The 24,167-nt window shown below is 65.3% G+C and carries 19 protein-coding genes; 14 read left to right on the top strand and 5 right to left on the bottom strand.

The window, feature by feature from the left end; genetic code table 11:
• The first annotated feature begins 148 nt into the window (after nucleotides 1-148).
• The 3 genes from acnA to QQL87_RS08885 all read left to right on the top strand — a co-directional run bounded on the left by acnA (nucleotide 149) and on the right by QQL87_RS08885 (nucleotide 4,631).
• Entirely contained in the window at nucleotides 149-2,869 is a 2,721-nt protein-coding gene (gene acnA, locus QQL87_RS08895) for an aconitate hydratase AcnA (RefSeq protein WP_284417054.1), read from the top strand.
• Between the two features lie 191 nt (nucleotides 2,870-3,060).
• Complete coding sequence (locus QQL87_RS08890) at nucleotides 3,061-3,843, top strand: DUF1223 domain-containing protein (RefSeq protein ID WP_284417231.1); 783 nt, start codon at nucleotides 3,061-3,063, stop codon at nucleotides 3,841-3,843.
• 422 nt (nucleotides 3,844-4,265) lie between these two features.
• Nucleotides 4,266-4,631: a DUF2794 domain-containing protein gene (locus QQL87_RS08885; RefSeq protein WP_284417053.1), complete on the top strand. Its 366-nt coding sequence runs from the start codon at nucleotides 4,266-4,268 to the stop codon at nucleotides 4,629-4,631.
• Nucleotides 4,632-4,725: 94 nt separating this feature from the next.
• Here the strand turns inward: QQL87_RS08885 and QQL87_RS08880 are convergent, their stop codons facing one another.
• The 4 genes from QQL87_RS08880 to QQL87_RS08865 all read right to left on the bottom strand — a co-directional run bounded on the left by QQL87_RS08880 (nucleotide 4,726) and on the right by QQL87_RS08865 (nucleotide 9,798).
• Nucleotides 4,726-5,256, bottom strand: coding sequence for a GNAT family N-acetyltransferase (locus QQL87_RS08880; RefSeq protein ID WP_284417052.1), 531 nt, complete (start codon nucleotides 5,254-5,256; stop codon nucleotides 4,726-4,728).
• Between the two features lie 158 nt (nucleotides 5,257-5,414).
• The gene (locus tag QQL87_RS08875) at nucleotides 5,415-6,209 is read right to left on the bottom strand and encodes a Bax inhibitor-1/YccA family protein (protein ID WP_284417051.1); all 795 of its coding nucleotides are present in this window, start codon (nucleotides 6,207-6,209) and stop codon (nucleotides 5,415-5,417) included.
• A gap of 284 nt (nucleotides 6,210-6,493) precedes the next feature.
• The gene (locus QQL87_RS08870; protein ID WP_284417050.1) at nucleotides 6,494-9,064 is read right to left on the bottom strand and encodes an ABC transporter permease; all 2,571 of its coding nucleotides are present in this window, start codon (nucleotides 9,062-9,064) and stop codon (nucleotides 6,494-6,496) included.
• Nucleotides 9,061-9,798, bottom strand: a complete 738-nt coding sequence (locus QQL87_RS08865) for an ABC transporter ATP-binding protein (RefSeq protein ID WP_284417049.1) — start codon at nucleotides 9,796-9,798, stop codon at nucleotides 9,061-9,063. Before QQL87_RS08865 ends, QQL87_RS08870 begins: the two co-directional genes overlap by 4 nt.
• A gap of 55 nt (nucleotides 9,799-9,853) precedes the next feature.
• Between QQL87_RS08865 and QQL87_RS08860 the strand changes: the two genes are divergently transcribed.
• The 11 genes from QQL87_RS08860 to QQL87_RS08810 all read left to right on the top strand — a co-directional run bounded on the left by QQL87_RS08860 (nucleotide 9,854) and on the right by QQL87_RS08810 (nucleotide 23,451).
• On the top strand, nucleotides 9,854-10,486 hold the full coding sequence (locus tag QQL87_RS08860) for an arylesterase (protein ID WP_284417230.1): 633 nt from the start codon (nucleotides 9,854-9,856) through the stop codon (nucleotides 10,484-10,486).
• 205 nt (nucleotides 10,487-10,691) lie between these two features.
• The gene (gene thpR, locus QQL87_RS08855; RefSeq protein ID WP_284417048.1) at nucleotides 10,692-11,231 is read left to right on the top strand and encodes an RNA 2',3'-cyclic phosphodiesterase; all 540 of its coding nucleotides are present in this window, start codon (nucleotides 10,692-10,694) and stop codon (nucleotides 11,229-11,231) included.
• Between the two features lie 160 nt (nucleotides 11,232-11,391).
• Entirely contained in the window at nucleotides 11,392-12,573 is a 1,182-nt protein-coding gene (gene zapE / locus QQL87_RS08850; RefSeq protein WP_284417047.1) for a cell division protein ZapE, read from the top strand.
• Nucleotides 12,574-12,809: 236 nt separating this feature from the next.
• Nucleotides 12,810-13,778 (top strand): malate dehydrogenase, encoded by a 969-nt coding sequence (gene mdh, locus QQL87_RS08845; RefSeq protein WP_172112917.1) that lies wholly within the window; start codon nucleotides 12,810-12,812, stop codon nucleotides 13,776-13,778.
• A gap of 127 nt (nucleotides 13,779-13,905) precedes the next feature.
• Nucleotides 13,906-15,102, top strand: coding sequence for an ADP-forming succinate--CoA ligase subunit beta (gene sucC, locus QQL87_RS08840; protein WP_284417044.1), 1,197 nt, complete (start codon nucleotides 13,906-13,908; stop codon nucleotides 15,100-15,102).
• A gap of 55 nt (nucleotides 15,103-15,157) precedes the next feature.
• Nucleotides 15,158-16,042: a succinate--CoA ligase subunit alpha gene (sucD, locus tag QQL87_RS08835; protein WP_172184319.1), complete on the top strand. Its 885-nt coding sequence runs from the start codon at nucleotides 15,158-15,160 to the stop codon at nucleotides 16,040-16,042.
• Nucleotides 16,043-16,182: 140 nt separating this feature from the next.
• Complete coding sequence (locus QQL87_RS08830) at nucleotides 16,183-19,140, top strand: 2-oxoglutarate dehydrogenase E1 component (RefSeq protein WP_284417041.1); 2,958 nt, start codon at nucleotides 16,183-16,185, stop codon at nucleotides 19,138-19,140.
• 143 nt (nucleotides 19,141-19,283) lie between these two features.
• Nucleotides 19,284-20,519, top strand: coding sequence for a 2-oxoglutarate dehydrogenase complex dihydrolipoyllysine-residue succinyltransferase (gene odhB / locus QQL87_RS08825; RefSeq protein ID WP_284417039.1), 1,236 nt, complete (start codon nucleotides 19,284-19,286; stop codon nucleotides 20,517-20,519).
• 65 nt (nucleotides 20,520-20,584) lie between these two features.
• On the top strand, nucleotides 20,585-21,331 hold the full coding sequence (locus QQL87_RS08820) for an SDR family oxidoreductase (RefSeq protein WP_284417037.1): 747 nt from the start codon (nucleotides 20,585-20,587) through the stop codon (nucleotides 21,329-21,331).
• A gap of 44 nt (nucleotides 21,332-21,375) precedes the next feature.
• Complete coding sequence (gene lpdA / locus QQL87_RS08815) at nucleotides 21,376-22,779, top strand: dihydrolipoyl dehydrogenase (RefSeq protein ID WP_284417035.1); 1,404 nt, start codon at nucleotides 21,376-21,378, stop codon at nucleotides 22,777-22,779.
• 129 nt (nucleotides 22,780-22,908) lie between these two features.
• The gene (locus tag QQL87_RS08810; RefSeq protein WP_284417032.1) at nucleotides 22,909-23,451 is read left to right on the top strand and encodes a hypothetical protein; all 543 of its coding nucleotides are present in this window, start codon (nucleotides 22,909-22,911) and stop codon (nucleotides 23,449-23,451) included.
• A gap of 98 nt (nucleotides 23,452-23,549) precedes the next feature.
• Here QQL87_RS08810 and QQL87_RS08805 read toward each other — a convergent pair whose 3' ends face one another.
• Complete coding sequence (locus QQL87_RS08805) at nucleotides 23,550-24,140, bottom strand: DUF4337 domain-containing protein (protein WP_284417030.1); 591 nt, start codon at nucleotides 24,138-24,140, stop codon at nucleotides 23,550-23,552.
• Nucleotides 24,141-24,167 lie beyond the last annotated feature (27 nt).

Raw genomic sequence — 24,167 nt, 5'->3', positions numbered from 1 at the left:
CTTGTGGCTGTGGCGGCGCAACTAGAAAGCTTCTATAAGCCGGAACTTGATGCAGCACACAATCGCCCGCTGCAAGCCATCCGGCGCCTCGCGCTGACGGTTCTTAAATACCCCCTCGGGGTATCCAGATCAATTGGGATTTCCACGCATGACCTCGCTCGACAGCTTCAAGAGCCGCAAGACCCTCAAGGTCGGTACCAAGTCCTACATCTACTACAGCTTGCCCGCAGCCGAGAAGAACGGTCTCAAGGACATCTCCAAGCTGCCCTATTCGATGAAGGTGCTGCTCGAGAACCTGCTGCGCAACGAGGACGGCCGCACCGTCACCAAGGACGACATCATCGCGGTGTCGAAATGGCTGCGCAAGAAGTCGCTGGAGCATGAGATCGCCTTCCGCCCGGCGCGCGTGCTGATGCAGGACTTCACCGGCGTGCCGGCGGTGGTCGATCTCGCCGCGATGCGTAATGCGATGCAGAAGCTCGGCGGCGATGCCGAGAAGATCAATCCGCTGGTGCCCGTCGATCTCGTGATCGACCACTCGGTGATCGTGAACTTCTTCGGCGACAACAAGGCGTTCGGCAAGAACGTCGCCGAGGAGTACAAGCAGAACCAGGAACGCTACGAGTTCCTGAAGTGGGGCCAGAAGGCCTTCACCAACTTCTCGGTCGTGCCGCCCGGCACCGGCATCTGTCACCAGGTCAACCTCGAATATCTGGCGCAGACGGTCTGGACCAAGAAGGAGAAGATGACGATCGGCCGCACCAAGGGTACCTTCGAGGTCGCCTATCCGGATTCGCTGGTCGGCACCGACTCGCACACCACCATGGTCAACGGTCTCGCCGTGCTCGGCTGGGGCGTCGGCGGCATCGAGGCCGAGGCCTGCATGCTCGGCCAGCCGCTGTCGATGCTGCTGCCTGATGTCGTCGGCTTCAAGCTGACCGGGGCGCTGAAGGAAGGTGTCACCGCGACCGACCTCGTGCTCACCGTCACCCAGATGCTGCGCAAGCTCGGGGTGGTCGGCAAGTTCGTCGAATTCTTCGGCCCCGGCCTCGACCATCTCTCGGTCGCCGACAAATCGACCATCGCCAACATGGCTCCTGAGTATGGCGCGACCTGCGGCTTCTTTCCGGTCGACGCCGCGACCATCGACTATCTCAAGACCTCCGGCCGCAAGTCGCCGCGCGTCGCGCTGGTCGAGGCCTATGCCAAGGCGCAGGGCCTGTTCCGCACCGCCAAGTCGCCCGATCCGGTGTTCACGCAGACGCTGACGCTTGAACTCGCCGACGTCGTGCCGTCGATGGCCGGTCCGAAGCGTCCCGAGGGCCGCATCGCGCTCCCGGCCGTGGCCGAAGGCTTCGCGACCGCGCTGGCCGGTGAATACAAGAAGCCCGATGCCGCCGAGCAGCGCTTCGCGGTCGAGGGCAAGGATTTCGACATCGGCCATGGCGACGTGGTCATCGCCGCCATCACGTCCTGCACCAACACCTCCAATCCGAGCGTGCTGATCGGCGCCGGCCTCTTGGCCCGCAACGCAGCCGCCAAGGGCCTCAAGGCCAAGCCGTGGGTGAAGACCTCGCTCGCGCCGGGCAGCCAGGTGGTCGCCGAATACCTCGCGAACTCCGGCCTGCAGAAGGACCTCGACAAGGTCGGCTTCAACCTCGTCGGCTTCGGCTGCACCACCTGCATCGGCAATTCCGGTCCGCTGCCGGAGGAGATCTCGAAGTCGATCAATGACAATGGCGTCGTCGCGGCGGCCGTGCTGTCGGGCAATCGCAACTTCGAGGGCCGCGTCTCGCCGGACGTGCAGGCCAACTACCTCGCCTCGCCGCCGCTGGTCGTCGCCTACGCGCTGGCGGGCACCGTGACCAAGGATCTTTCGGTCGAGCCGATCGGGATCGGCAAGGACAAGAAGCCGGTCTACCTGAAGGACATCTGGCCGACGACGAAGGAGGTCAATGACTTCGTCAAGAAGTTCGTCAAGGCGTCGATCTTCAAGAAGCGCTACGCCGACGTGTTCAAGGGCGACACCAACTGGCGCAAGATCAAGACGGTCGAGAGCGAGACCTATCGCTGGAACATGTCGTCGACCTACGTGCAGAACCCGCCCTATTTCGAAGGCATGAAGAAGGAGCCGGAGCCGATCAAGGACGTGGTCGACGCCCGCATCCTGGCGCTGTTCGGCGACAAGATCACCACCGACCACATCTCTCCGGCCGGCTCGATCAAGCTGACCTCGCCGGCAGGCAAGTTCCTCAGCGAGCACCAGGTCCGCCCGGCCGACTTCAACCAGTACGGCACCCGCCGCGGCAATCACGAGATCATGATGCGCGGCACCTTCGCCAACATCCGCATCAAGAACTTCATGCTCAAGGGCGCCGACGGCAACATTCCCGAGGGCGGCCTGACCAGGCACTGGCCCGATGGCGAGCAGATGGCGATCTACGACGCTGCGATGAAGTACCAGGAAGAGGGCGTGCCGCTGGTGGTGTTCGCCGGCGCCGAATACGGCAACGGCTCGTCGCGCGACTGGGCGGCCAAAGGCACCAGGCTGCTGGGCGTCCGCGCCGTGGTCTGCCAGAGCTTCGAGCGCATTCACCGCTCCAACCTGGTCGGCATGGGTGTGCTTCCGCTCACCTTCCAGGAAGGCACGTCGTGGTCCTCGCTTGGGCTCAAGGGCGACGAGAAGGTCACCATCAAGGGCCTGCAGGGCGACCTCAAGCCGCGCCAGACCCTGACCGCCGAGATCGTCTCGGCTGACGGTGCGGCGCAGCAGGTGCCGCTGCTCTGCCGGATCGATACGCTCGACGAGCTCGACTACTACCGCAACGGCGGCATCCTGCACTACGTGCTGCGAAAGCTCGCCGCTTAACCAAAGCGCGATGCGACAGTTTGGCTCACTCTGAAGTGAGTAGCGGGTGATGAAGGAGGCGGCCTAAGACAAAGGCCGCCTCCTTTGCGTTTGCAGTCTCTTAACTACGAAGGCGGTTTCGCAGATTCATTGACGCGGCAGGGCGTAGCGGACACAGTGTTCCAGACAGGACAGTGACGATGAGTGGACAGATGTCGTGGTGGTCGCGCGCGGCGCTGGGTGTCTGTGCGGTCATTGCTTTCGTCCGGCCGGCCGCGTCTGATCCCCGTGCGGTGATCGAACTGTTCACGTCGCAAGGATGCTCGTCTTGTCCGCCCGCCGACAAGGTGCTCGGCGACCTCGCCCGCGATCCCTCCGTCATCGCCCTTTCCCTGCCGATCGACTACTGGGACTATCTCGGCTGGAAGGACACGCTCGCCGACTCCCGCTTCACCGCGCGGCAGCGCGCCTATTCCAGGGCGCGCGGCGACCGTGAGGTCTATACCCCGCAGGCGGTGGTGAACGGCTCGGTCCATGTGATCGGCAGCGATCGCGAAGCGATCGAGGGCGCCATCGAGGAGACCGCCCAGGGCGGTGCCGTGATGTCGGTGCCGGTGAGCCTGTCGGTCGATGCTGAGGTGCTGACGGTATCGGTGGCCGCAGCGACCGAGCATGCGTTGCGCAGGCATGGCGAGGTCTGGGTCTGCTCGATCTCGCGGGTGGTCCCGATCTCGGTCGCCCGTGGCGAGAACGGTGGCCGCGAGCTGACCTATTACAATGTCGTGCGCAGCCTGCAGAAGCTGGGTGACTGGAACGGGTCGCCGGCCAGCTGGAGCGTGCCGTTAGACAAGATCGCCCGTGAGGGCGTCGATGGTGCCGTCGTCTATGTCCAGGATGGCAGCCGCGACCGGCCCGGGCTGATGCTCGGTGCGGCCCTTTCCGATCTGCCCTTGGTCGGCCGAGCTTCCGCGACGGCCCGCGCTCCCGAGCGCTGAGAGCCCGCTCGGCTCATCCTTCGTGCTGCCTGCGGAAAGCCTGGAACGTCCTGGCGGACGACGGATGCACGCCACCACCTCATCGCGCAGCTGACGCCAAAAAAGCAAAAGGACCAACTTGCGTTGGCCCTTTGCCTTACTTGTGAATAGACCCGATCCTGACGACCCCGGGGGGCTGGGGGCTGAGGAATCCGGAACCGAAAGGACCGGGCCAACGCACACGAATCTTATGCCTAACGTCGGGGGCGGTCGCTGGGCAGAAAGACGGCGCGATTATGATTCTGCTAACGATCCCGTGACGGTTGCGTGTTCACGGAACCCGGCCCGGTTGTTTGTTCGGCCGAACTTCAAGAGTGAAAACGGCCCCTTGCAGCTGTCGGCGGATGGCGCGATCATGTCACACAGATGACAGGAGGACGCACATGAACGTCACGCCGGAGGATGCCGACCCTAGCGAGAACCGCGCGGCGGCGCGCAACGCTGCCGCATCGCCTCACCGGCTGACGTTCGATCGACTCGAGCTCAACCGTATCCTCAATCTCTACGGCCGCATGGTCGCCGACGGCGAGTGGCGCGACTACTCCATCGATTTCCTGCGCGACCGGGCCGTGTTCTCGGTGTTTCGCCGGGCCTCCGAGGTGCCGATCTACCGCATCGAGAAGGATCCGCGGCTCGCGCGCAAGCAGGGCATGTACAGCGTGATCTCGGCGACCGGCCTGATCCTGCGCCGCGGCCACGAGCTGGAGCGGGTGCTGCTGGTGATCGCGCCGAAGCCGGCTCTCGTCTAGCGTCGCCCGTCGGTCGTCCGGGGCGTGCCTGCGCGAACCCGGACTCTCCATCTTGTGGGAACGAGATCCGCGCCGCGGCGAGATCTCTGGAAGCTTACGCCGCCGGCACGGCGGTGCCGCCGGCGCCGAGCGGCCGCTGCATCATCACGGTATCGAGCCAGCGGCCGAACTTCAGCCCGACATTCGGATGGGTGCCGATCAGCGCGAAACCGCATTTGCGGTGCAGCGCGATCGACGCGGCATTGGCGGAGTCGCCGATGACCGCGATCATCTGCCGGAAGCCCCGGGCCTCGCAGTCGGTGATCAACCGCTCCATCAGAAGGCTGCCGATGCCGCGCCGGTGGCTGGACGGATCGAGGTACACCGAGTTCTCGACGGTGAAGCGGTAGGCCGGCCGCGGCCGGTAGGCGCCGGCATAAGCATAGCCTGCGACCCGACCGTCCAGGACGGCGACGAGATAGGGAAAGCCGCCTTCGGTGAGCACCCGGAAGCGGCGCGTCATCTCGGCCAGATCAGGCGGATCGAGCTCGAACGTCGCCGTACCCTCGCGGACGGCCTGGCCATAAATGGCGGTGATCGCGGGGAGGTCGGCCTCGGCCGTCGGACGGATGTCAATGCTGGACATGGGTGGAACAATACCAGGGCGGACCGACTGATCAACCTCGCCGGGGCATGGCTGCCCTTACCAGGCGAAGCTGCCGCTGATTCATCCGAAACGGAGGCAAACGAAAAGCCCCGGCGGTGAGGCCGGGGCTTTGAAGGTCACTCGCGAGAGCGGTTGGATCAGTCGCGCTGTCCGAGCAGCTGCAGCAGCAGCGTGAACAGGTTGATGAAGTTCAGGTACAGCGACAGGGCGCCGGTGATCGCCGCGCGCTCGGCGATGTCGCCGCCGGCAGAGGCGTAGCCGTAGATGTACTCGTTCTTCAGGCGCTGCGTATCCCAGGCGGTGAGGCCCGCGAACACGAACACGCCGACCACCGAGACGATGAACTGCAGCATCGAGCTCGCCAGGAACAGGTTCACGAGGCTCGCCAGGATGATGCCGATCAGGCCCATGAACAGGAACGAGCCCATGCCGGTCATGTCACGCTTGGTCGTGTAGCCGTACAGGCTGAGCGCACCGAACGTCGCCGCGGTGATGAAGAACACCCGCACGATGGAGGTATGGGTGTACACCAGGAAGATCGACGACAGCGAGATGCCCATCAGCGCCGAGAACACCCAGAACAGGATCTGGGACGTCGACGGTGCCAGCCGGTTGATGCCGGCCGAGATGGCGAACACCATCGCCAGCGGGGCCAGGATGAACAGCCACTTCAGCGGGCTCACGAACATCGCGTAGCCGAACTGCGTCAGGTAGGTATTGGCGCCGAACTTGAAGACGCCGGCCGCCGGATCGCCGGTCACCGACGCCATGTAGACGCCGAGAGCCGCGAGGCCGGTGATGGCCAGGCCGATGCTCATGTAATTGTAGATGCGCAGCATGTAGGCGCGCAGACCGGCGTCGACGGTCGCGGCATCGGCGCGCCCGGCCACCCGGCCAAAGGGTGAAGCATAGTTGCGGTCTAGGTCCGACATGGTCGATTCCCGTTGGTTGCCCGGCGCTGCGGTCCGTGAGGGACCTTAGACCGGTTCTCGAAAAACCCTATCTCATACCCACTGCCACGGATATTAAATTTGCGTCATCGGCAAATTCGCCATCTTTTGGCGAGTCTCTTTGGCAGCTCTCTGAGCCCATTCCCTAGATGGGAAACTAGCATATCCGCTGCAAGCTTCCACGCGCGGCTGAATGTCGCTCCGCGCGCGTCTGCGCGGTGTAAATCCCGTTAACCGTGCGGCATGAGCGCGCAAGCCGCTCACGGCTACAGGTTCCGAAGAACCGTTGCCGGCTTCTGGTTGAGCGCGAGCAGCGTGCCGGCCAGACCCAGGCCAACCGTCACGATCAGCGCAGCCAGCACGACCAGCGCAGCACTGCCGGCCTGCCAGGCGAAGCTCAGGGTCATCAGCCGGGTCACGATCAACCACGCGGCCACCGAGCCCGCAATGACGCCGAACGCGGCGGTGGCAAAGCCGATCATGAGATATTCGAGCGCGTACGCCCCGAGCAGCCGGAGCCGCGTGGCGCCAAGCGTCTTCAGGATCACGGCGTCATAGACCCGGTGGCGGTGGCCGGCGGCCAGCGCGCCGCCCAGCACCAGGATGGCGGAGATGAGTGTCACCGCACTGGCGCCGCGGATCGCGAGCGCCAGGTTGGCGACGACCGATCCGACCGTCTCCATCACCTCGCGGACGCGCACGCTGGTCACCATCGGGAACGCATCGGCCACCTTGCGGATGACGCGGGCGTCCTCCGCGGCATCGGAGCGCGCCTCGGTCAGGGTGGCGACATGGGTATGTGGCGCTCCCTTGAACGCATTCGGAGAGAACACCAGCACGAAATTGATCCCCAGCCCCTGCCAGTCGATCGTGCGCATGTTGCCGATCCGCGCCGCGATGTCGCGTCCGAGCACGTTGACGACGATATCGTCGCCGAGCTTGAGCCCCAGCCCGTCCGCGATGCGCTTCTCGATCGAGACCAGCGGCGGGCCACTGTAAGTCTCGCCCCACCACTCGCCCTCGACGACCTTAGAGCCCTTCGGGATCTCGCTGGTGTAGGTCAGGCCGCGATCGCTCTGCAGCACCCATTCGGTGTCCGCCGTCGCCTTCAGGTCTTCGGCCTTGACGCCGCGGGCGGAGACGATGCGCCCGCGCAGCATCGGAACATCATCGACCGTCGATTGCGGGGCCAGGCCCTTGAGGAAGTCCCGGAAGCGGTCCGCTTCGCCCGAGGGGACGTCGATGAAGAAGAATGACGGCGCCTGCTCAGGCAGTTGCGCCAGGAACTGGCGCCGCAGATTGCCGTCGATCTGGGTGATCGTCACCAGGACGGCGAGCCCCAGTCCGAGTGAGAGCACCACAGAGGGCGTCAGCGCGCCCGGGCGGTAGATGTTGCTGACCGCCAGCCGCAGCATCGGGAAGCGGCTGCGCGGCAGGCTGCGGGCAATCGCCATCACGACGGCGGCGATGCCACGCAGCAGCACGAATACCAGCGCCGCCGCCGCCACGAACACCGCCGCGATCTTCTTGTCGTAAGACAGGCCGATCACGACCGCGATCAGCAGCGCCACGGTGCCTGATATCAGCGCCAGATAGCTCCAGCGCGGCCGGTGCCATTCGGCGATCACGGCCTCCCGGAACAGCGCCGCGACGGGCACGTCACGCACCCGACCCAGCGGCCACAGACCGAACGCCAGTGCGGTGAGCAGGCCGTAGATGAACGAGAGCGCCAGTTCGTCCGGATGGACAGCTGCCACCACCGGCAGCGGCAGGATCTTGCCGAACAGCCCGACGATGATGAAGGGCAGGGCGGCGCCGGCGCAGAGTCCGATGATCGAACCGATCGTGGCGAGCACCATCACCTGCACGAGGTAGATGCCGAACACGTCGCGGCTGGTGGCGCCAAGCGCCTTGAACGCGGCGATCACCTCGGTGCGGCGGTCGACATGGCTCTTGACCGCATTGGCGACGCCGACGCCGCCGACCAGCAATGCGGCGAGACCGACCAGCGTCAGAAATTGCGTGAAGCGGCCGATGGTCCGCTCCAGCTGCGGCGAGGCATTGCTGCGGCTGCGGATCTCCCAGCCTGCCGATGGCAGTGTCAGACGGGTGTCGGCGATGAAGGACGCGGCGGCACGGTCGTCGGTGGCGTTGTCAGGCAGTCGGACCCGGTAGGTCCAGCGCACCAGGCTGCCGGGCTGCAGCAGCGGCGTGGCGCGCAGGCCGGCCTCGCTGATCAGGAAGCGCGGCCCGAGGCCAATGCCGCCGGACAGCTTGTCCGGCTCGGCCTGCAAGGCGCTCCGGATCTGGAAGCGGATCGTGTCGATGCTGACGGTGTCGCCGATCTTGAGGTCCAGCCGCGCCAGCAGCGCCGGATCGGCGGCGGCCCCATAGGCGCCATCGCGCTCGGCCAGGATGTCGGCCATCGGCAGGTCTGGCTGCAGCTCGGCCTTCCCCAGCAAAGGATAGGCGTTATCGACCGCCTTGAGCTCGACCAGCGCCAGCTTGGCGTCGCCGGAGCGCACCATCGCCCGCAAGGTTGCCGCCAGCGACAGCTGCCCGCGCGAGCGCAGGAAGTCGATCTCCTCCGGCTTGGCCTCGCGCTGAAACAGCGAGAACGCGACGTCGCCGCCGAGCAGCGTCCGGCCCTCGCGGACGAGGCCGTCATTCAGGCTCGCCGCGACCGAGCCGACACCGGCGATGGCGAGAACGCCGAGCGCGATGCAGGCGATGAAGACATAGAAGCCGCGCAAGCCGCCGCGCAGCTCACGCAAGGCGTAGCGAACGGGCAGGAAGGCCATTCGGCCGCCCGCGACCGGCTCCGACATGGCGCTCATGCGTCAGCCGGCTCGCGTGCGGCGCTCTCGCTTTCGATCCGCCCCGAGCGCAGCCGGACGACGCGATCGCAGCGGTGCGCGAGGCTGCTGTCGTGGGTCACCAGCACCAGCGTCATGCCGCGCTCGGCGTGCTTGGTGAACAGCAGGTCGACGATCTGCCGCCCGGTGGTCTCGTCGAGATTGCCGGTCGGCTCGTCGGCGACCAGGATGGCAGGGTCCGGGGCCAGCGCGCGCGCCAGCGCCACGCGCTGCTGCTCGCCGCCCGACAGCTGGGTCGGATAATGATGCAGCCGGTGGCCGAGGCCGACCGAGTCGAGCTCGCGGGCGGCGCGCTCGGCGGCGCCGGCGTGGCCGGCCAGCTCGAGCGGCACCGCGACGTTTTCGAGCGCGGTCATGGTCGGGATCAGATGGAATGACTGGAAGACGATGCCGACCTGGCGGCCGCGGAACCGGGCCAGGGCGTCCTCGTCCAGGGCATTGAAAGCGGTCCCATTGACCACCACCTCACCGCTGTCAGGACGTTCCAACCCCGCCATCACCATCAGCAGCGTGGACTTCCCCGATCCCGAGGGGCCGATCAGGCCGATCGTCTCGCCCTGTCCCACCCGCAGGCTGATGTCCTTGAGGATATGGACCCGCGCTGCGCCGGTGCCGAGCGAGAGGTTGACGTTGGAAATGGTAATGGTGTCCGGCGCTGTGCCGGCCAGACGCGAGGTTTCGATGAGACTGTCCATGGCTCGGTCATATGGCAACTCCGCAAGCCGGGTCGAGAGGCGCGGACGCATCTTCGTGCACATACTCGTGTTGATGCTCGCTTTGATGACAGCTTCTCCGGTGTTCGCGGGCGCGGACGCGGCCAAGCCGATCAAGCTTGTCGTGCTCGGCGACTCCTTGAGCGCAGGTCTCGGCCTGTCGGCCTCGGATTCGTTTCCGGCCAAGCTGCAAAAAGCATTGCAGGCCAAGGGGCTGCTGATCGACCTGACCAATGCCGGCGTGTCCGGCGACACCTCCTCCGGCGGCCGCGACCGGCTCGACTGGTCGGTGGCGGATGGCACCGAAGCGGTGATCGTCGAGCTCGGCGCCAATGATGCGCTGCGCGGCATCGACCCCGCCGTCACGCGCAAGGCGTTGACGGAGATCGTGACCCGGCTGAAGGCGCGCGGCATCGCCGTCATGCTGTGCGGTATGCTGGCGCCGCCGAACTACGGCAGCGACTACGCCGTGAAGTTCAATGCGATCTACCCCGATCTTGCCCGGGAGTTCGGCGTGCCGCTCTATCCGTTCTTCCTCGACGGCGTCGCCGCCGACCCGAAGCTGAACCAGGCCGACGGCATTCACCCCACCGCCGCAGGCGTCGACATCATCGTGTCCAGGCTGTTGCCTACGGCAGAAGCATTCCTGCGTCCGCTTCGTGGGCAATGACGGAACGAAGCCGCGCCGGATCGACTTTCGATAACCTTAAGGACCGGGTTTTCCGCAGGTTTTACCGGCGTTAACGCACCTTCCGTCGCGGAGTCATATAAATTCGGTAGGAATTATGCATTGGCGATTCGTCGTCGATCATTCTCGTCAAGGCATGATCTCGTCACCTTTCGAGATCAGCCTCCAGCATCGGAGTCCTGAAACGATGCCGCGTCTGTTTACTGGACTGGAAATCCCGGCCGAGGTCGGCCAGACGCTTTCCGGTTTGCGGGGGGGCCTCCCCGGCGCCCGTTGGATCGATCCCGAAAACTACCATGTCACGTTGCGTTTCATCGGTGACATCGACGGCGCCTCGGCCAACGAGATCGCCTCGATGCTGTGGCGGGTGAACCGCAAGCCGTTCGAAGTGACGGTGCAGGGACTGTCGAGCTTCGGCGGCCGCAAGCCGCGGGCCGTCGTCGCCAACATCGCGCCGAGCCGGCCGCTGATCGAGCTGCAGGCCGAGCTGGAGCGGCTGATGCAGCGGATCGGCCTCGATCCCGAGGGGCGCAAATTCGTCCCGCATGTCACGCTGGCGCGGCTGCACGATGCCTCGAGCCAGGACGTCGCCGACTATCTGTCGGTCCGCGGCTATTTCCCGAGCCGGGTCTTCGTCGCCGAGCGCTTCGTGCTGTTCTCGGCGCGTGCCTCGACCGGCGGCGGCCCTTACGTCGTCGAGGACGCCTACGACCTTTGTCCGGAATGAGGAGCGCTGGGCGCAGCTCAGGCGAACGTCGTTAGCCCGGGACTAACGAGCGTCGCGGCGTTTGCGTGCCATATACCAAGACCTCACGGCTCCGCTGCATGGCGGCTTCCACCATTTGCGGATTGCATTTTCCGTAAGTCTCGTGACCTAGAGTGGGCTCATGTTGTCCACTCCCTCAGACGCGTTCCGCGCGCAATATCAGTCTCTCGTCGACACCGGTGCGATCGAGGCCGACCCCGCCCAGGCCGAGGTCGCCGACGCCCTGGCGGCGATGGAGCGGCGCCTCGCCACCTACAAGCCCGCACGCAAGCAGGGGTTGTTCGGCCGCCTCTTTTCCGACAAGAGCGAGCCGCCGCGCGGCCTCTATGTCCATGGCGAGGTCGGCCGCGGCAAGACCATGCTGATGGACCTGTTCTTTCAGGCCTGTCCGGTCGAGCACAAGCGCCGCGCGCATTTCCACGAATTCATGGCCGAGGTGCATGAGCGCATCTACGGCTACCGCCAGAACATCGCGCGGGGCGAGCTCGCCGATGGCGACGTGATCGGGCTGACCGCGCAGGCGATCTTCGACCAGGCCTGGCTGCTCTGCTTCGACGAATTCCACGTCACCGACATCGCCGATGCGATGATCCTGGGCCGCCTGTTCGCCAAGCTGTTCGAGCTCGGCACGGTGGTCGTGGCGACCTCCAACGTCGCGCCTGAGGATCTCTACAAAGGCGGCCTCAATCGCGCGCTGTTCCTGCCCTTCATCAAGCAGATCGCCGACCACATGGATGTTGTCAGGCTCGATGCGCGGACTGATTTCCGGCTGGAGAAGCTCGCCGGCGTCAAGACGTGGCTGGTGCCGCCCGACGTCGATGCGCGCGCCGCGCTCGACAAGGCCTGGGGCCAGCTCACGGGCAATGCCAGGTGCCGGTCGCGGGACATCACGATCAAGGGGCGCGTCCTGCATGTGCCATGCTCGGCCAATGGTGTCGCGCGTTTCGGCTTTGCCGACCTGTGTGAGAAGCCGCTCGCGGCGTCGGACTATCTGCGGCTGGCGCACGACTATCATACGATCCTGATCGACCACGTTCCGGTGATGGATCTCGCCGAGCGCAACGCCGCCAAGCGCTTCATCACCTTGATCGACACGCTCTACGACAATGCCGTCAAGCTGATCGCCTCCGCCGAGGCCGACCCGATCTCGCTCTACATCGCGGCCGAGGGCATCGAGGCGATGGAGTTCAAGCGGACGTCGTCGCGGCTGATCGAGATGGGCTCGGAGTCCTATCTGGCCCTGCCGCACGGACGGAAGGACTCCGCCGCGAGTGGGACTTCTACGGGGTTGGTCGAAACCTGACGAGGACAGCGTTTGCCGGGTGGTCCGGGCAGCGCCCGCCGCCGGGCACACAGCCGCGAAAACGCCACGTCAATCATGCTGAAAGGATTGTCAGCACACCCCGCCCGGAGCTGATCGAAATCAAGGCACGCCTGTCAATTGGCCATAGCGTGACTTGAACGGCCCGGGCGAAAGGGATAACCACCCAGTCGACTTTTCACCTCCCTCACTCCTTCGGGTTCAAAGGAAAATTTGCCATGGCGCGCGACAAGATTGCTTTGATTGGCTCCGGTCAGATCGGCGGAACGCTGGCTCACCTCGTCGGTCTCAAGGAGCTCGGCGACGTCGTGATGTTCGACATTGCCGAAGGCGTTCCGCAGGGCAAGGCGCTCGACATCGCTCAGTCCTCGCCGGTCGACGGCTTCGATGCGCACTACACCGGCGCGAACTCCTACGAAGCGCTCGACAACGCCAAGGTGTGCATCGTCACCGCCGGCGTGCCGCGCAAGCCGGGCATGAGCCGCGACGATCTCCTCTCGATCAACCTCAAGGTCATGGAGCAGGTCGGCGCCGGCATCAAGAAGTACGCCCCCGACGCCTTCGTCATCTGCATCACCAACCCGCTCGACGCGATGGTCTGGGCGCTGCAGAAGGCCTCCGGCCTCCCGGCGAAGAAGGTCGTCGGCATGGCCGGCGTGCTCGACTCCGCCCGCTTCCGCTACTTCCTGGCTGATGAGTTCAACGTCTCGGTCGAGGACGTCACCGCCTTCGTGCTCGGCGGTCACGGCGACACCATGGTGCCGCTGACCAAGTACTCGACCGTCGCCGGCATTCCGCTGCCCGACCTCGTCAAGATGGGCTGGACCTCGCAGGCCCGGATCGACGAGATCGTCGACCGCACCCGCAACGGCGGCGCCGAGATCGTCAACCTGCTCAAGACCGGTTCGGCCTACTACGCTCCGGCCGCCTCGGCGATCGCGATGGCCGAGAGCTATCTGCGCGACAAGAAGCGCGTGCTGCCCTGCGCGGCCTATCTCAACGGCGAGTTCGGCGTGAAGGACATGTATGTCGGCGTGCCCGTGGTGATCGGCTCCAAGGGCGTCGAGCGCATCGTCGAGATCGAGCTGGCCGGCAAGGACCGCGAGGCGTTCGACAAGTCGGTCGGCGCCGTGCAGGGCCTGGTCGACGCCTGCAAGAAGATCGCGCCCGACCTGCTCGGCCGCTGAGCAGGGTTCATTCACGGGGCGTAATCTCGCCCATATCGAGTTGCAGGATGTTTGGTATATGGTATACCAGACATCCTAACAACAATTCTGGTCGTCACCCCATCGCGGGTTCGGGGAGCAAGCGCTTATGAACATTCACGAATATCAGGCCAAGGCACTGCTGCACGAGTTCGGCGTGCCGATTTCCAAGGGCGTGCCGGTGCTCCGTCCGGAGGACGCGGATGCCGCGGCGAAGACGCTCGGCGGCCCGGTCTGGGTCGTGAAGAGCCAGATCCACGCCGGCGGCCGTGGCAAGGGCAAGTTCAAGGAGGCCTCGGCCGGCGACAAGGGCGGCGTCCGCCTCGCCAAGTCGATCGCGGAGGTCAACGAGTTCGCCAAGCAGATGCTCGGCGCGACCCTGGTGACCATCCAGACCGGTCCCGACGGCAAGCAGGTCAACCGCCTCTATATCGAGGACGGCTCTGATATCGAGAAGGAATTCTATCTGTCGCTGCTGGTCGATCGCGAGACCTCGAAGGTTGCCTTCGTGGTGTCGACCGAAGGCGGCGTGAACATCGAGGACGTCGCCCACAGCACGCCTGAGAAGATCATCACCTTCTCGGTCGATCCGGCCACCGGCGTCATGGGCCATCACGGCCGAGCCGTCGCCAAGGCGCTGAAGCTGTCGGGCGATCTCGCCAAGCAGGCCGAGAAGCTGACCAGCCAGCTCTACACCGCCTTCGTCGCCAAGGACATGGCGATGCTCGAGATCAACCCGCTGGTGGTGACCAAGCAGGGCCAGCTCCGGGTGCTCGACGCCAAGGTGTCGTTCGACTCCAACGCGCTGTTCAAGCACCCCGAGGTCGTCGCGCTGCGTGACGAGACCGAGGAGGACGCCAAGGAGATCGAGGCCTCGAAGTACGACCTCAACTACGTCGCGCTCGACGGCACCATCGGCTGCATGGTCAATGGCGCCGGCCTCGCCATGGCGACGATGGACATCATCAAGCTCTACGGCATGGAGCCCGCCAACTTCCTCGACGTCGGCGGCGGCGCCAGCAAGGAGAAGGTCGCGGCGGCGTTCAAGATCATCACCGCCGACCCGAACGTGAAGGGCATCCTGGTCAACATCTTCGGCGGCATCATGAAGTGCGATGTCATCGCCGAGGGCGTGGTGGCCGCGGTCAAGGAAGTGGGCCTGAAGGTGCCGCTGGTGGTGCGCCTCGAAGGCACCAATGTCGATCTCGGCAAGAAGATCATCAGCGAGTCCGGTCTGAACGTGCTGCCCGCCGACAATCTCGACGACGCCGCGCAGAAGATCGTCAAGGCCGTCAAGGGAGGCTGAGCGCCGCTTCTGGCGCTCGCTTCGTCCTCACCGCAACGCTTTTAGAGAAAGCACGATGTCCATCCTCATCGACAAGAATACCAAGGTCATCTGCCAGGGCTTCACCGGCAAGAATGGCACCTTCCACTCCGAGGCGGCGATCGCCTACGGCACCAAGATGGTCGGCGGCACCTCGCCGGGCAAAGGCGGCTCGACCCATCTCGGCCTGCCGGTGTTCGACACCGTCAAGGAGGCCCGCGAGGCCACCGGGGCCGACGCCTCGGTGATCTACGTGCCGCCGCCGGGCGCAGCCGACGCGATCTGCGAAGCGATCGACGCCGAGGTCCCGCTGATCGTCTGCATCACCGAGGGTATCCCGGTGCTCGACATGGTCCGGGTGAAGCGCTCGCTGCAGGGCTCCAAGTCGCGCCTGATCGGGCCGAACTGCCCGGGCGTCATGACCGCCGGCGAGTGCAAGATCGGCATCATGCCGGCCAACATCTTCAAGCCCGGCTCGGTCGGCATCGTGTCGCGCTCCGGCACGCTGACCTATGAAGCGGTGTTCCAGACCACCTCGGAAGGCCTCGGCCAGACCACCGCGGTCGGCATCGGCGGCGACCCGGTCAAGGGCACCGAGTTCATCGACATGCTCGAGATGTTCCTGGCGGACCCCAAGACCACCTCGATCATCATGATCGGCGAGATCGGCGGCTCGGCCGAGGAGGACGCGGCCCAGTTCATCAAGGACGAAGCCAAGCGTGGCCGCAAGAAACCGATGGTGGGATTCATCGCCGGTGTCACGGCCCCTCCCGGCCGCCGCATGGGCCATGCCGGTGCGATCATCTCGGGCGGCAAGGGTGATGCCGGCTCGAAGACGGCCGCGATGGAAGCAGCTGGTATTACAGTGTCTCCGTCGCCGGCACGGCTCGGCAAGACGCTTGTCGAAAAATTGAAATCCTGATTCAGGACTTAGTGCTTTTCGGCGCGAATATTTACAAAGAATAAGGTAAACCGTCCTAACCCGAGCCTGACCCGCGTCTCACGTGGGTCAGGCATTGCGCCGTTTTCATTGGGCGCATCGAAATTACCAGGACGCCTACCATGTCTCGCCAAGATGCGAACGCAGCCTTCGCCCTGTCATCTTTTCTGCAGGGCACCAATGCCACCTACATCGATGAGATCTACGCCCGCTACGAGAAGGACCCCGCTTCGGTCGACCCGGAGTGGCAGGAGTTCTTCAAGAGCCTGAAGGACGCGCCGGCCGACGTGCAGAAGAACGCGTCGGGCCCCTCCTGGGCGCGTAGCAACTGGCCGGTCTCCCCCCGCGACGAACTGACCTCCGCGCTCGACGGCAACTGGGCCGTGGTCGAGAAGAAGGTCGGCGAGAAGATTGCCCAGAAGGCGCAGACCAAGGGCGCCGAATTGTCGCTGGCCGACGTCAACCAGGCCACCCGCGACTCCGTCCGTGCGTTGATGCTGATCCGCGCCTACCGCATGCGTGGCCACTTTCACGCCAAGCTCGATCCGCTCGGCATCGAGGCGCCGCGCAACCGCGAGGAGCTCGATCCTCGGTCCTATGGCTTCACGGAAGCCGATTACGACCGCAAGATCTTCCTCGATCACGTGCTCGGCCTCGAATACGGCTCCCTGCGCGAGATCGTCGCGATCTGCGAGCGCACCTACTGCCAGACGCTCGGCGTCGAGTTCATGCACATCACGAACGCCGCGCAGAAGGCCTGGATCCAGGAGCGCATCGAGGGGCCGGACAAGGAGATCTCGTTCACCCGCGAGGGACGCCGCGCCATCCTGCAGAAGCTGATCGAGTCCGAAGGCTTCGAGAAGTTCTGCGACGTCAAGTTCACCGGCACCAAGCGCTTCGGCCTCGATGGCGGCGAGTCGCTGATCCCGGCGCTGGAGCAGATCATCAAGCGCGGCGGCAATCTCGGCGTGAAGGAGATCGTGCTCGGCATGCCGCACCGCGGCCGCCTCAATGTGCTGACCCAGGTGATGGGCAAGCCGCACCGGGCGCTGTTCCATGAGTTCAAGGGCGGTTCTGCCAACCCGGACGCGGTCGAAGGCTCGGGCGACGTCAAGTACCACCTCGGCGCCTCCTCGGACCGCGAGTTCGACGGCAACCGCATCCATCTGTCACTGACCGCCAACCCGTCGCATCTCGAGATCGTCGACCCCGTGGTGCTCGGCAAGGTCCGCGCCAAGCAGGACCAGCATGGCGATCCGCCGGATATGCGCATCTCGGTGCTGCCGCTGCTGATGCATGGCGACGCCGCCTTCGCCGGCCAGGGCGTCGTGGCGGAGTGCTTCGCGCTCTCCGACCTGAAGGGCTACCGGACTGGTGGCTCGATTCATTTCATCGTGAACAACCAGATCGGCTTCACGACCTATCCGCGCTATTCGCGCTCGTCGCCGTATCCGTCCGACGTCGCCAAGATGATCGACGCGCCGATCTTCCACGTGAACGGCGATGATCCGGAAGCCGTCGTGTTCGCGGCCAAGGTGGCGATCGAGTTCCGGCAGAAGTTCCACAAGCCTGTCGTCATCGACATGTTCTGCTACCGCAGGCATGGCCACAACGAGGGCGACGAGCCGGCCTTCACCCAGCCGGTGATGTACAAGAAGATCGGCGCTCATGCGTCGACCCTGGAGATCTACTCCAAGCGCCTGGTCGCTGAAGGCGTCATGACTGAGGGCGAGGTCGAGAAGGCCAAGGCCGACTGGCGCGCCCGTCTCGACGCCGAGTTCGAGGCCGGCACATCCTATCGCCCGAACAAGGCCGACTGGCTCGACGGCAAGTGGGCGGGCTTCAAGTCCGCCGACCAGGAAGAAGAGGCGCGCCGCGGCGTCACCGGCGTCGAGATCGACCGCCTCAAGGAGATCGGCCGCAAGATCACCAAGGTGCCGGACGGTTTCCGCGTGCACCGGACGATCCAGCGTTTCCTCGAGAACCGCGCCAAGGCGATCGACAGCGGCATCGGGCTCGACTGGGCGACCGGCGAGGCGCTGGCCTACTGCTCGCTGCTGCTCGAAGGCCACAAGGTCCGTCTCTCCGGCCAGGACAGCGAGCGCGGCACCTTCTCGCAGCGTCACTCGGTCCTGATCGACCAGGAGGACGAGAGCCGCTACACGCCGTTCAACCATCTGGTGCCGGAGCAGGGCCACTTCGAGGTCATCAACTCGCTGCTCTCGGAAGAAGCCGTGCTCGGCTTCGAATACGGCTACTCGCTCGCCGAGCCGACCGCGCTGACCTTGTGGGAGGCGCAGTTCGGCGACTTCGCCAACGGCGCCCAGGTGCTGTTCGACCAGTTCATCTCGTCGGGCGAGCGCAAATGGCTGCGCATGTCCGGCCTCGTCTGCCTGCTGCCCCACGGCTATGAAGGCCAGGGTCCGGAGCACTCCTCGGCCCGCCTCGAGCGCTATCTGCAGATGTGCGCCGAGGACAACATGCAGGTGGTCTACCCGACCACGCCGGCGAACTACTTCCACGTGCTGCGCCGGCAGCTGCATCGCGAGATCCGCAAGCCGCTGATCGTGATGACGCCGAAGTCGCTGCTGCGCCACAAGCGCGCGGTGTCGCGGCTCGAGGAACTGGCCAAGGGCACGACCTTCCACCGCATCCTGTACGATGACGCCCAGATGCAGGCGGACGACAAGACCAGGCTGGTGCCGGACGATCAGATCCGCCGCATCGTGCTGTGCTCGGGCAAGGTCTATTACGACCTCTATGACGAGCGCGAGAAGCGCGGGCTCAACGACGTCTATCTGATGCGCATCGAGCAGCTCTATCCGGTGCCGCTCAAGGCGCTGGTCGCCGAGCTCGGCCGCTTCAAGAACGCCGAAGTGGTGTGGTGCCAGGAAGAGCCGCGCAACATGGGCGCCTGGCACTTCATCGAGCCGTATATCGAATGGGTGCTGAACCAGACCGGGGCTAAGAGCAAGCGTCCGCGCTATGCCGGCCGCGCCGCGTCGGCCGCGACCGCCACGGGCCTGATGTCCAAGCATCTGGCTCAGCTGAAGGCGCTGCTCGACGAAGCCTTGAACTGACCTGCCTTTGAAGGGCGCCCCGCAGGCCATGCGGGGCGCAAGTACAAGTCCATCGCGTTGATCGTCCGTACCGCATCGCTTGCTCGCCGCAAGGCGATGACGGACGGGCTTTATGACCGCACGGGTTATTGAGGATAGAGACCATGACTGAAATTCGCGTTCCGACGCTGGGTGAATCCGTCACCGAAGCCACCATCGGCCGCTGGTTCAAGAAGGCTGGCGACGCGGTCGCGGTCGACGAGCCGCTCGTCGAGCTCGAGACCGACAAGGTGACGATCGAGGTGCCGGCACCGTCGGCCGGCACGCTCGGCGAGATCATCGCCAAGGACGGCGAGACCGTCGCCGTCGGCGCGCTGCTCGGCCAGATCAATGATGGCGCAGCCGCCGCCAAGCCGGCTGCTGCTGCGCCCGCTCCTGCGAAGCCCGCTGCGGCGCCGCCGGCTGCTGCTCCCGCCCCGGCCAAGGCGCTGCCCGCCGATACGCCGCAGGCGCCGTCGGTGCGCAAGCTCTCCGCCGAGAGCGGCGTCGACGCCACCACCGTTCCGGGCTCCGGCAAGGACGGCCGCGTCACCAAGGGCGACATGCTGGCCGCGATCGAGCGCGCCGCCTCGGCGCCGACCCCGGTCAATCAGCCGGCTGCCGCGGTGCAGGTCCGTGCACCGTCGCCGGCGGATGACGCCGCGCGCGAGGAGCGCGTGAAGATGACGCGGCTGCGCCAGACCATCGCGCGCCGCCTCAAGGACGTGCAGAACACCGCGGCGATGCTGACGACCTTCAATGAGGTCGACATGACCAACGTGATGGCGCTGCGCAGCCAGTACAAGGACGTGTTCGAGAAGAAGCACGGCTCCAAGCTCGGCTTCATGGGCTTCTTCACCAAGGCCGTCGTGCAGGCGCTGAAGGACATTCCGGCCGTCAACGCCGAGATCGACGGCACCGACCTGATCTACAAGAACTACTACCACATCGGCGTCGCCGTCGGCACCGACAAGGGCCTGGTCGTGCCGGTCGTGCGCGACTGCGACCACAAGTCGATCGCGGACATCGAGAAGGGCATCGCCGATTTCGGCCGCCGCGCCCGTGACGGCCAGCTCAAGATCGACGAGATGCAGGGCGGCACCTTCACCATCACCAATGGCGGCATCTACGGTTCGCTGATGTCGACCCCGATCCTGAACGCGCCGCAGTCGGGCATCCTCGGCATGCACAAGATCCAGGAGCGCCCGGTCGTGGTCGGCGGCAAGATCGAGGTCCGCCCGATGATGTATCTGGCGCTGTCCTACGACCATCGTGTGATTGACGGCAAGGAAGCGGTGACCTTCCTGGTGCGCGTCAAGGAGAGCCTGGAAGATCCGGCGCGGCTCGTGCTGGATCTCTGACCAACCTCATATCTGATGCTCGAGAGGCGCGCCGCAAGCGCGCCTCAAACCTAACGGGGGCCATCATGACGGACAGGGTTGCAGTGATCACCGGCGGCAGCCGCGGCATCGGCCGCGCCACCGCGCTTGCCGCGGCCTCGCGCGGCTTCAAGATCGTGGTCGGCTACGCCTCCAACGAGGCCGCGGCGCAGAGCACCGTGGCCGAGATCGAGGCCAAGAACGGCAAGGCCATCGCGGTCAAATGCGACGTCGGCCGCGAGCACGACATCCTCGCGCTGTTCAAGGCGGCCGACAAGTTCGGCACGCTCGGTGCACTCATCAACAATGCCGGCATCGTCGGTCCCACCACGCGTGTCGACGAGATGAGCGCCGAGCGCATCGAGCGCTTGATGGCGGTCAATGTCACCGGCAGCATCCTGTGCGCACGTGAGGCCGTGAAGCGGATGTCGACGCGGCATGGCGGGCAGGGCGGTGTGATCATCAACCTGTCGTCGGTCGCGGCCAAGCTCGGCTCGCCCAACACCTATGTCGACTACGCCGCTTCGAAGGGCGCGATCGATTCCTTCACTGTCGGCCTCGGTCACGAGGTCGCGAACGAAGGCATCCGCGTCGCCGCGATCAGGCCGGGCCTGATCGACACCGACATTCACGCCTCCGGCGGCGAGCCCGATCGTGCCCACCGTCTTGCCCCCCTGGTGCCGATGAAGCGCGTCGGCACCGCGGAGGAAATCGCCAATGCCATCGTCTGGCTGCTGTCGGACGAGGCCTCCTATGTCACTTCGGCCATTCTCGACGTGTCGGGCGGACGCTGACGACCGTCGTCATCTTTGACTGCAAGCTTACGGAACATTCGATCATGGCTACTTACGATCTCGTCGTCATCGGCACCGGACCCGGTGGGTATGTCTGCGCCATCCGCGCGGCGCAGCTCGGCATGAAGGTGGCCGTGGTCGAGAAGAACGCGACGCTCGGCGGCACCTGCCTCAACGTCGGCTGCATGCCGTCGAAGGCGCTGCTGCACGCCTCGGAGCTGTTCGAGGAGGCCGGGCATTCCTTCGCCAAGATGGGCATCAAGGTCTCGAAGCCCGAGGTCGACCTGCCTTCGATGATGAACTTCAAGCAGCAGGGCATCGACGGCAACACCAAGGGCGTCGAGTTCCTGATGAAGAAGAACAAGATCGACGTCCTTGTCGGCAAGGGCAAGGTGCTCGGCACCGGCAAGGTCCAGGTCACCGGCAATGACGGCGCCGCGCAGACCGTCGAGACCAGGAACATCGTGATCGCGACCGGCTCGGACATCGCGCGGCTCAAGGGCATCGAGATCGACGAGAAGCGCATCGTCTCCTCGACCGGGGCGCTGTCGCTGGAGAAGGTGCCGTCGAGCCTGCTGGTGGTCGGCGCCGGCGTGATCGGCCTCGAGCTCGGCTCGGTGTGGCGCCGGCTCGGCGCCAAGGTCACCGTGGTCGAATTCCTCGACCGCATCCTGCCCGGCATGGACCTGGAGATCGCCAAGCAGTTCCAGCGCATCCTCGAGAAGCAGGGCTTTGCTTTCAAGCTCGGCGCCAAGGTCACCGGCGTCGACACGTCGGGCGCCTTGCTCGCCGCCACCATCGAGCCGGCCGCCGGCGGCGCTGCCGAGAAGATCGAAGCCGATGTCGTGCTGGTCGCGATCGGCCGCGTCCCCTACACCGACGGGCTCGGCCTGCAGGAGGCCGGCGTCGTGCTGGACAATCGCGGCCGCGTCCAGATCGATCATCATTTCGCGACCAGCGTGCCCGGCGTCTACGCGATCGGCGATGTCGTCGCGGGACCGATGCTCGCGCACAAGGCAGAGGACGAAGGCGTCGCTGTTGCGGAGATCCTGGCCGGCCAGGCCGGACACGTGAACTACGACATCATCCCCGGCGTGGTCTACACGACTCCGGAAGTGGCTTCCGTCGGCAAGACCGAGGATGAGCTGAAGCAGGCCGGCACGGCCTATACCGTCGGTAAGTTTCCGTTTACCGCGAACGGACGTTCCAAGGTCAACCAGACCACGGACGGCTTTGTGAAGATTCTCGCAGATGCGAAGACGGATCGCGTGCTCGGCGCGCACATCATCGGCCGCGAGGCCGGGGAAATGATCCACGAAGCCGCCGTATTGATGGAGTTCGGTGGCTCTGCCGAGGATCTGGCTCGGACCTGCCACGCGCATCCGACGCGCTCGGAGGCCGTCAAGGAAGCTGCACTTGCGGTGGGCAAGCGCGCCATCCACATGTGAGCGCTGTCCGGCAGCGTGATCGGCGGGCGCGACAAAATGGCCCGCCGTCCACGTTGAACCAAACGGCAAGGTTCGAGGTCCTATCGTCATGGCGGCCTCAAACCCGAGGCCGGGCCGAGATGGAGTTCCATGCTGCGCCGCCTGCTTCAGCCGCTCTGGGTCCTGCTCGCGATCATCTTCCTGATCGAGGCTTGGCTGTGGGATCGTCTCGAGCCGATCGTGGCGCGCATCGTCGCCGCGCTTCCGTTGCGCAGCCTGAAGCACTGGCTCGCGGCGCGCATCGAGTCGCTGTCACCGGCGCTGACCCTGGTGGTCTTCATCGTGCCGGTCGTGATGCTGTTTCCGCTCAAGCTCGTCGGTATGTGGCTGCTGATGCACCACAAGTGGAAGCTCGCGCTGGTCACGATCATGTTCGGCAAGATCGTCGGCGTCGGCATCACGGCCTTCATCTTCGACGTGACGCGCCACAAGCTGCTGCAGATGTCCTGGTTCGCATGGCTCTATGAGACCGTGCTGACGCTGCGCAGAAAGGCGGCCGCGCTGGTCGATCCGATCAAGCAGCGAGCGCGCGAGATTCTCCGTGACATGCTCGGCGGCACGTCCCGTGGCTGGTCGGCGCGCATGGTCCGCCAGATCATGCGCTTCCGCCGCAGCGTGCAGCAGGCGCGCTGACTCCGGCTTGCTCGGAATCTAACGACGCGCAGATCTTGCTGAGTCGTTTTTTCACCTCCCCCGCAAGCGGGGGAGCGAGTCACATGCCGTCCGCCATCTCAATGCAGATGCAACAGATGCGGCTGGACCAGCCCGAGCACGGTCATGGCGATGCCGACCAGTGCGAGAGCCCCTGAGGCCCAGGCCAGCACCAGCATGCCGGTGATGATCGTCGCTGACGCCAGCACGATACCGATCTGGAATGCAGCCGAAGCGAGTTCATAGTGATGATATTTCGCCGTGGCGAGATCACGCTCCTCCTCGGCATGCTTGGCGCGTTCGGCGAGCTGCTCGCTGCCTTCGCCGGTGTCGGGCTCCGAGCGGTAACGGGCGGCGTTCTTCTGCCAATCGTCGATCTGCTTCTGCAGTGCCGCCTTGGTTGCCTCGTCCGGCAGCGCGGGCAGGTTCAGCTTGCCCTGCTCGGCGGCCGTCTGCACCACGGTGCGGCGCACCGTCTTGGCCTGGAAGAACGCCCACAGGTTGGAGGCCTCGACGTTCTTGCTGATCGATTCGGTCTGCGCGCCCTTGCCGAGCGTCTCCGACAGCGCCAGACACAGCGCGATCACAGAGATCAGCAGCGCGATCTTCCTGTTCTCGCCCGAGGCGTGCTCGGCGTGCTCCGCATGCTCCATGCTCTCATGTGCGCTCATCTGTTCCCCTCCGGATCCGATGGTAGC

Source organism: Bradyrhizobium sp. SSBR45G (assembly GCF_030159255.1).
GTDB lineage: Bacteria > Pseudomonadota > Alphaproteobacteria > Rhizobiales > Xanthobacteraceae > Bradyrhizobium.
This window is presented reverse-complemented; position numbering and strand designations above follow the sequence as displayed.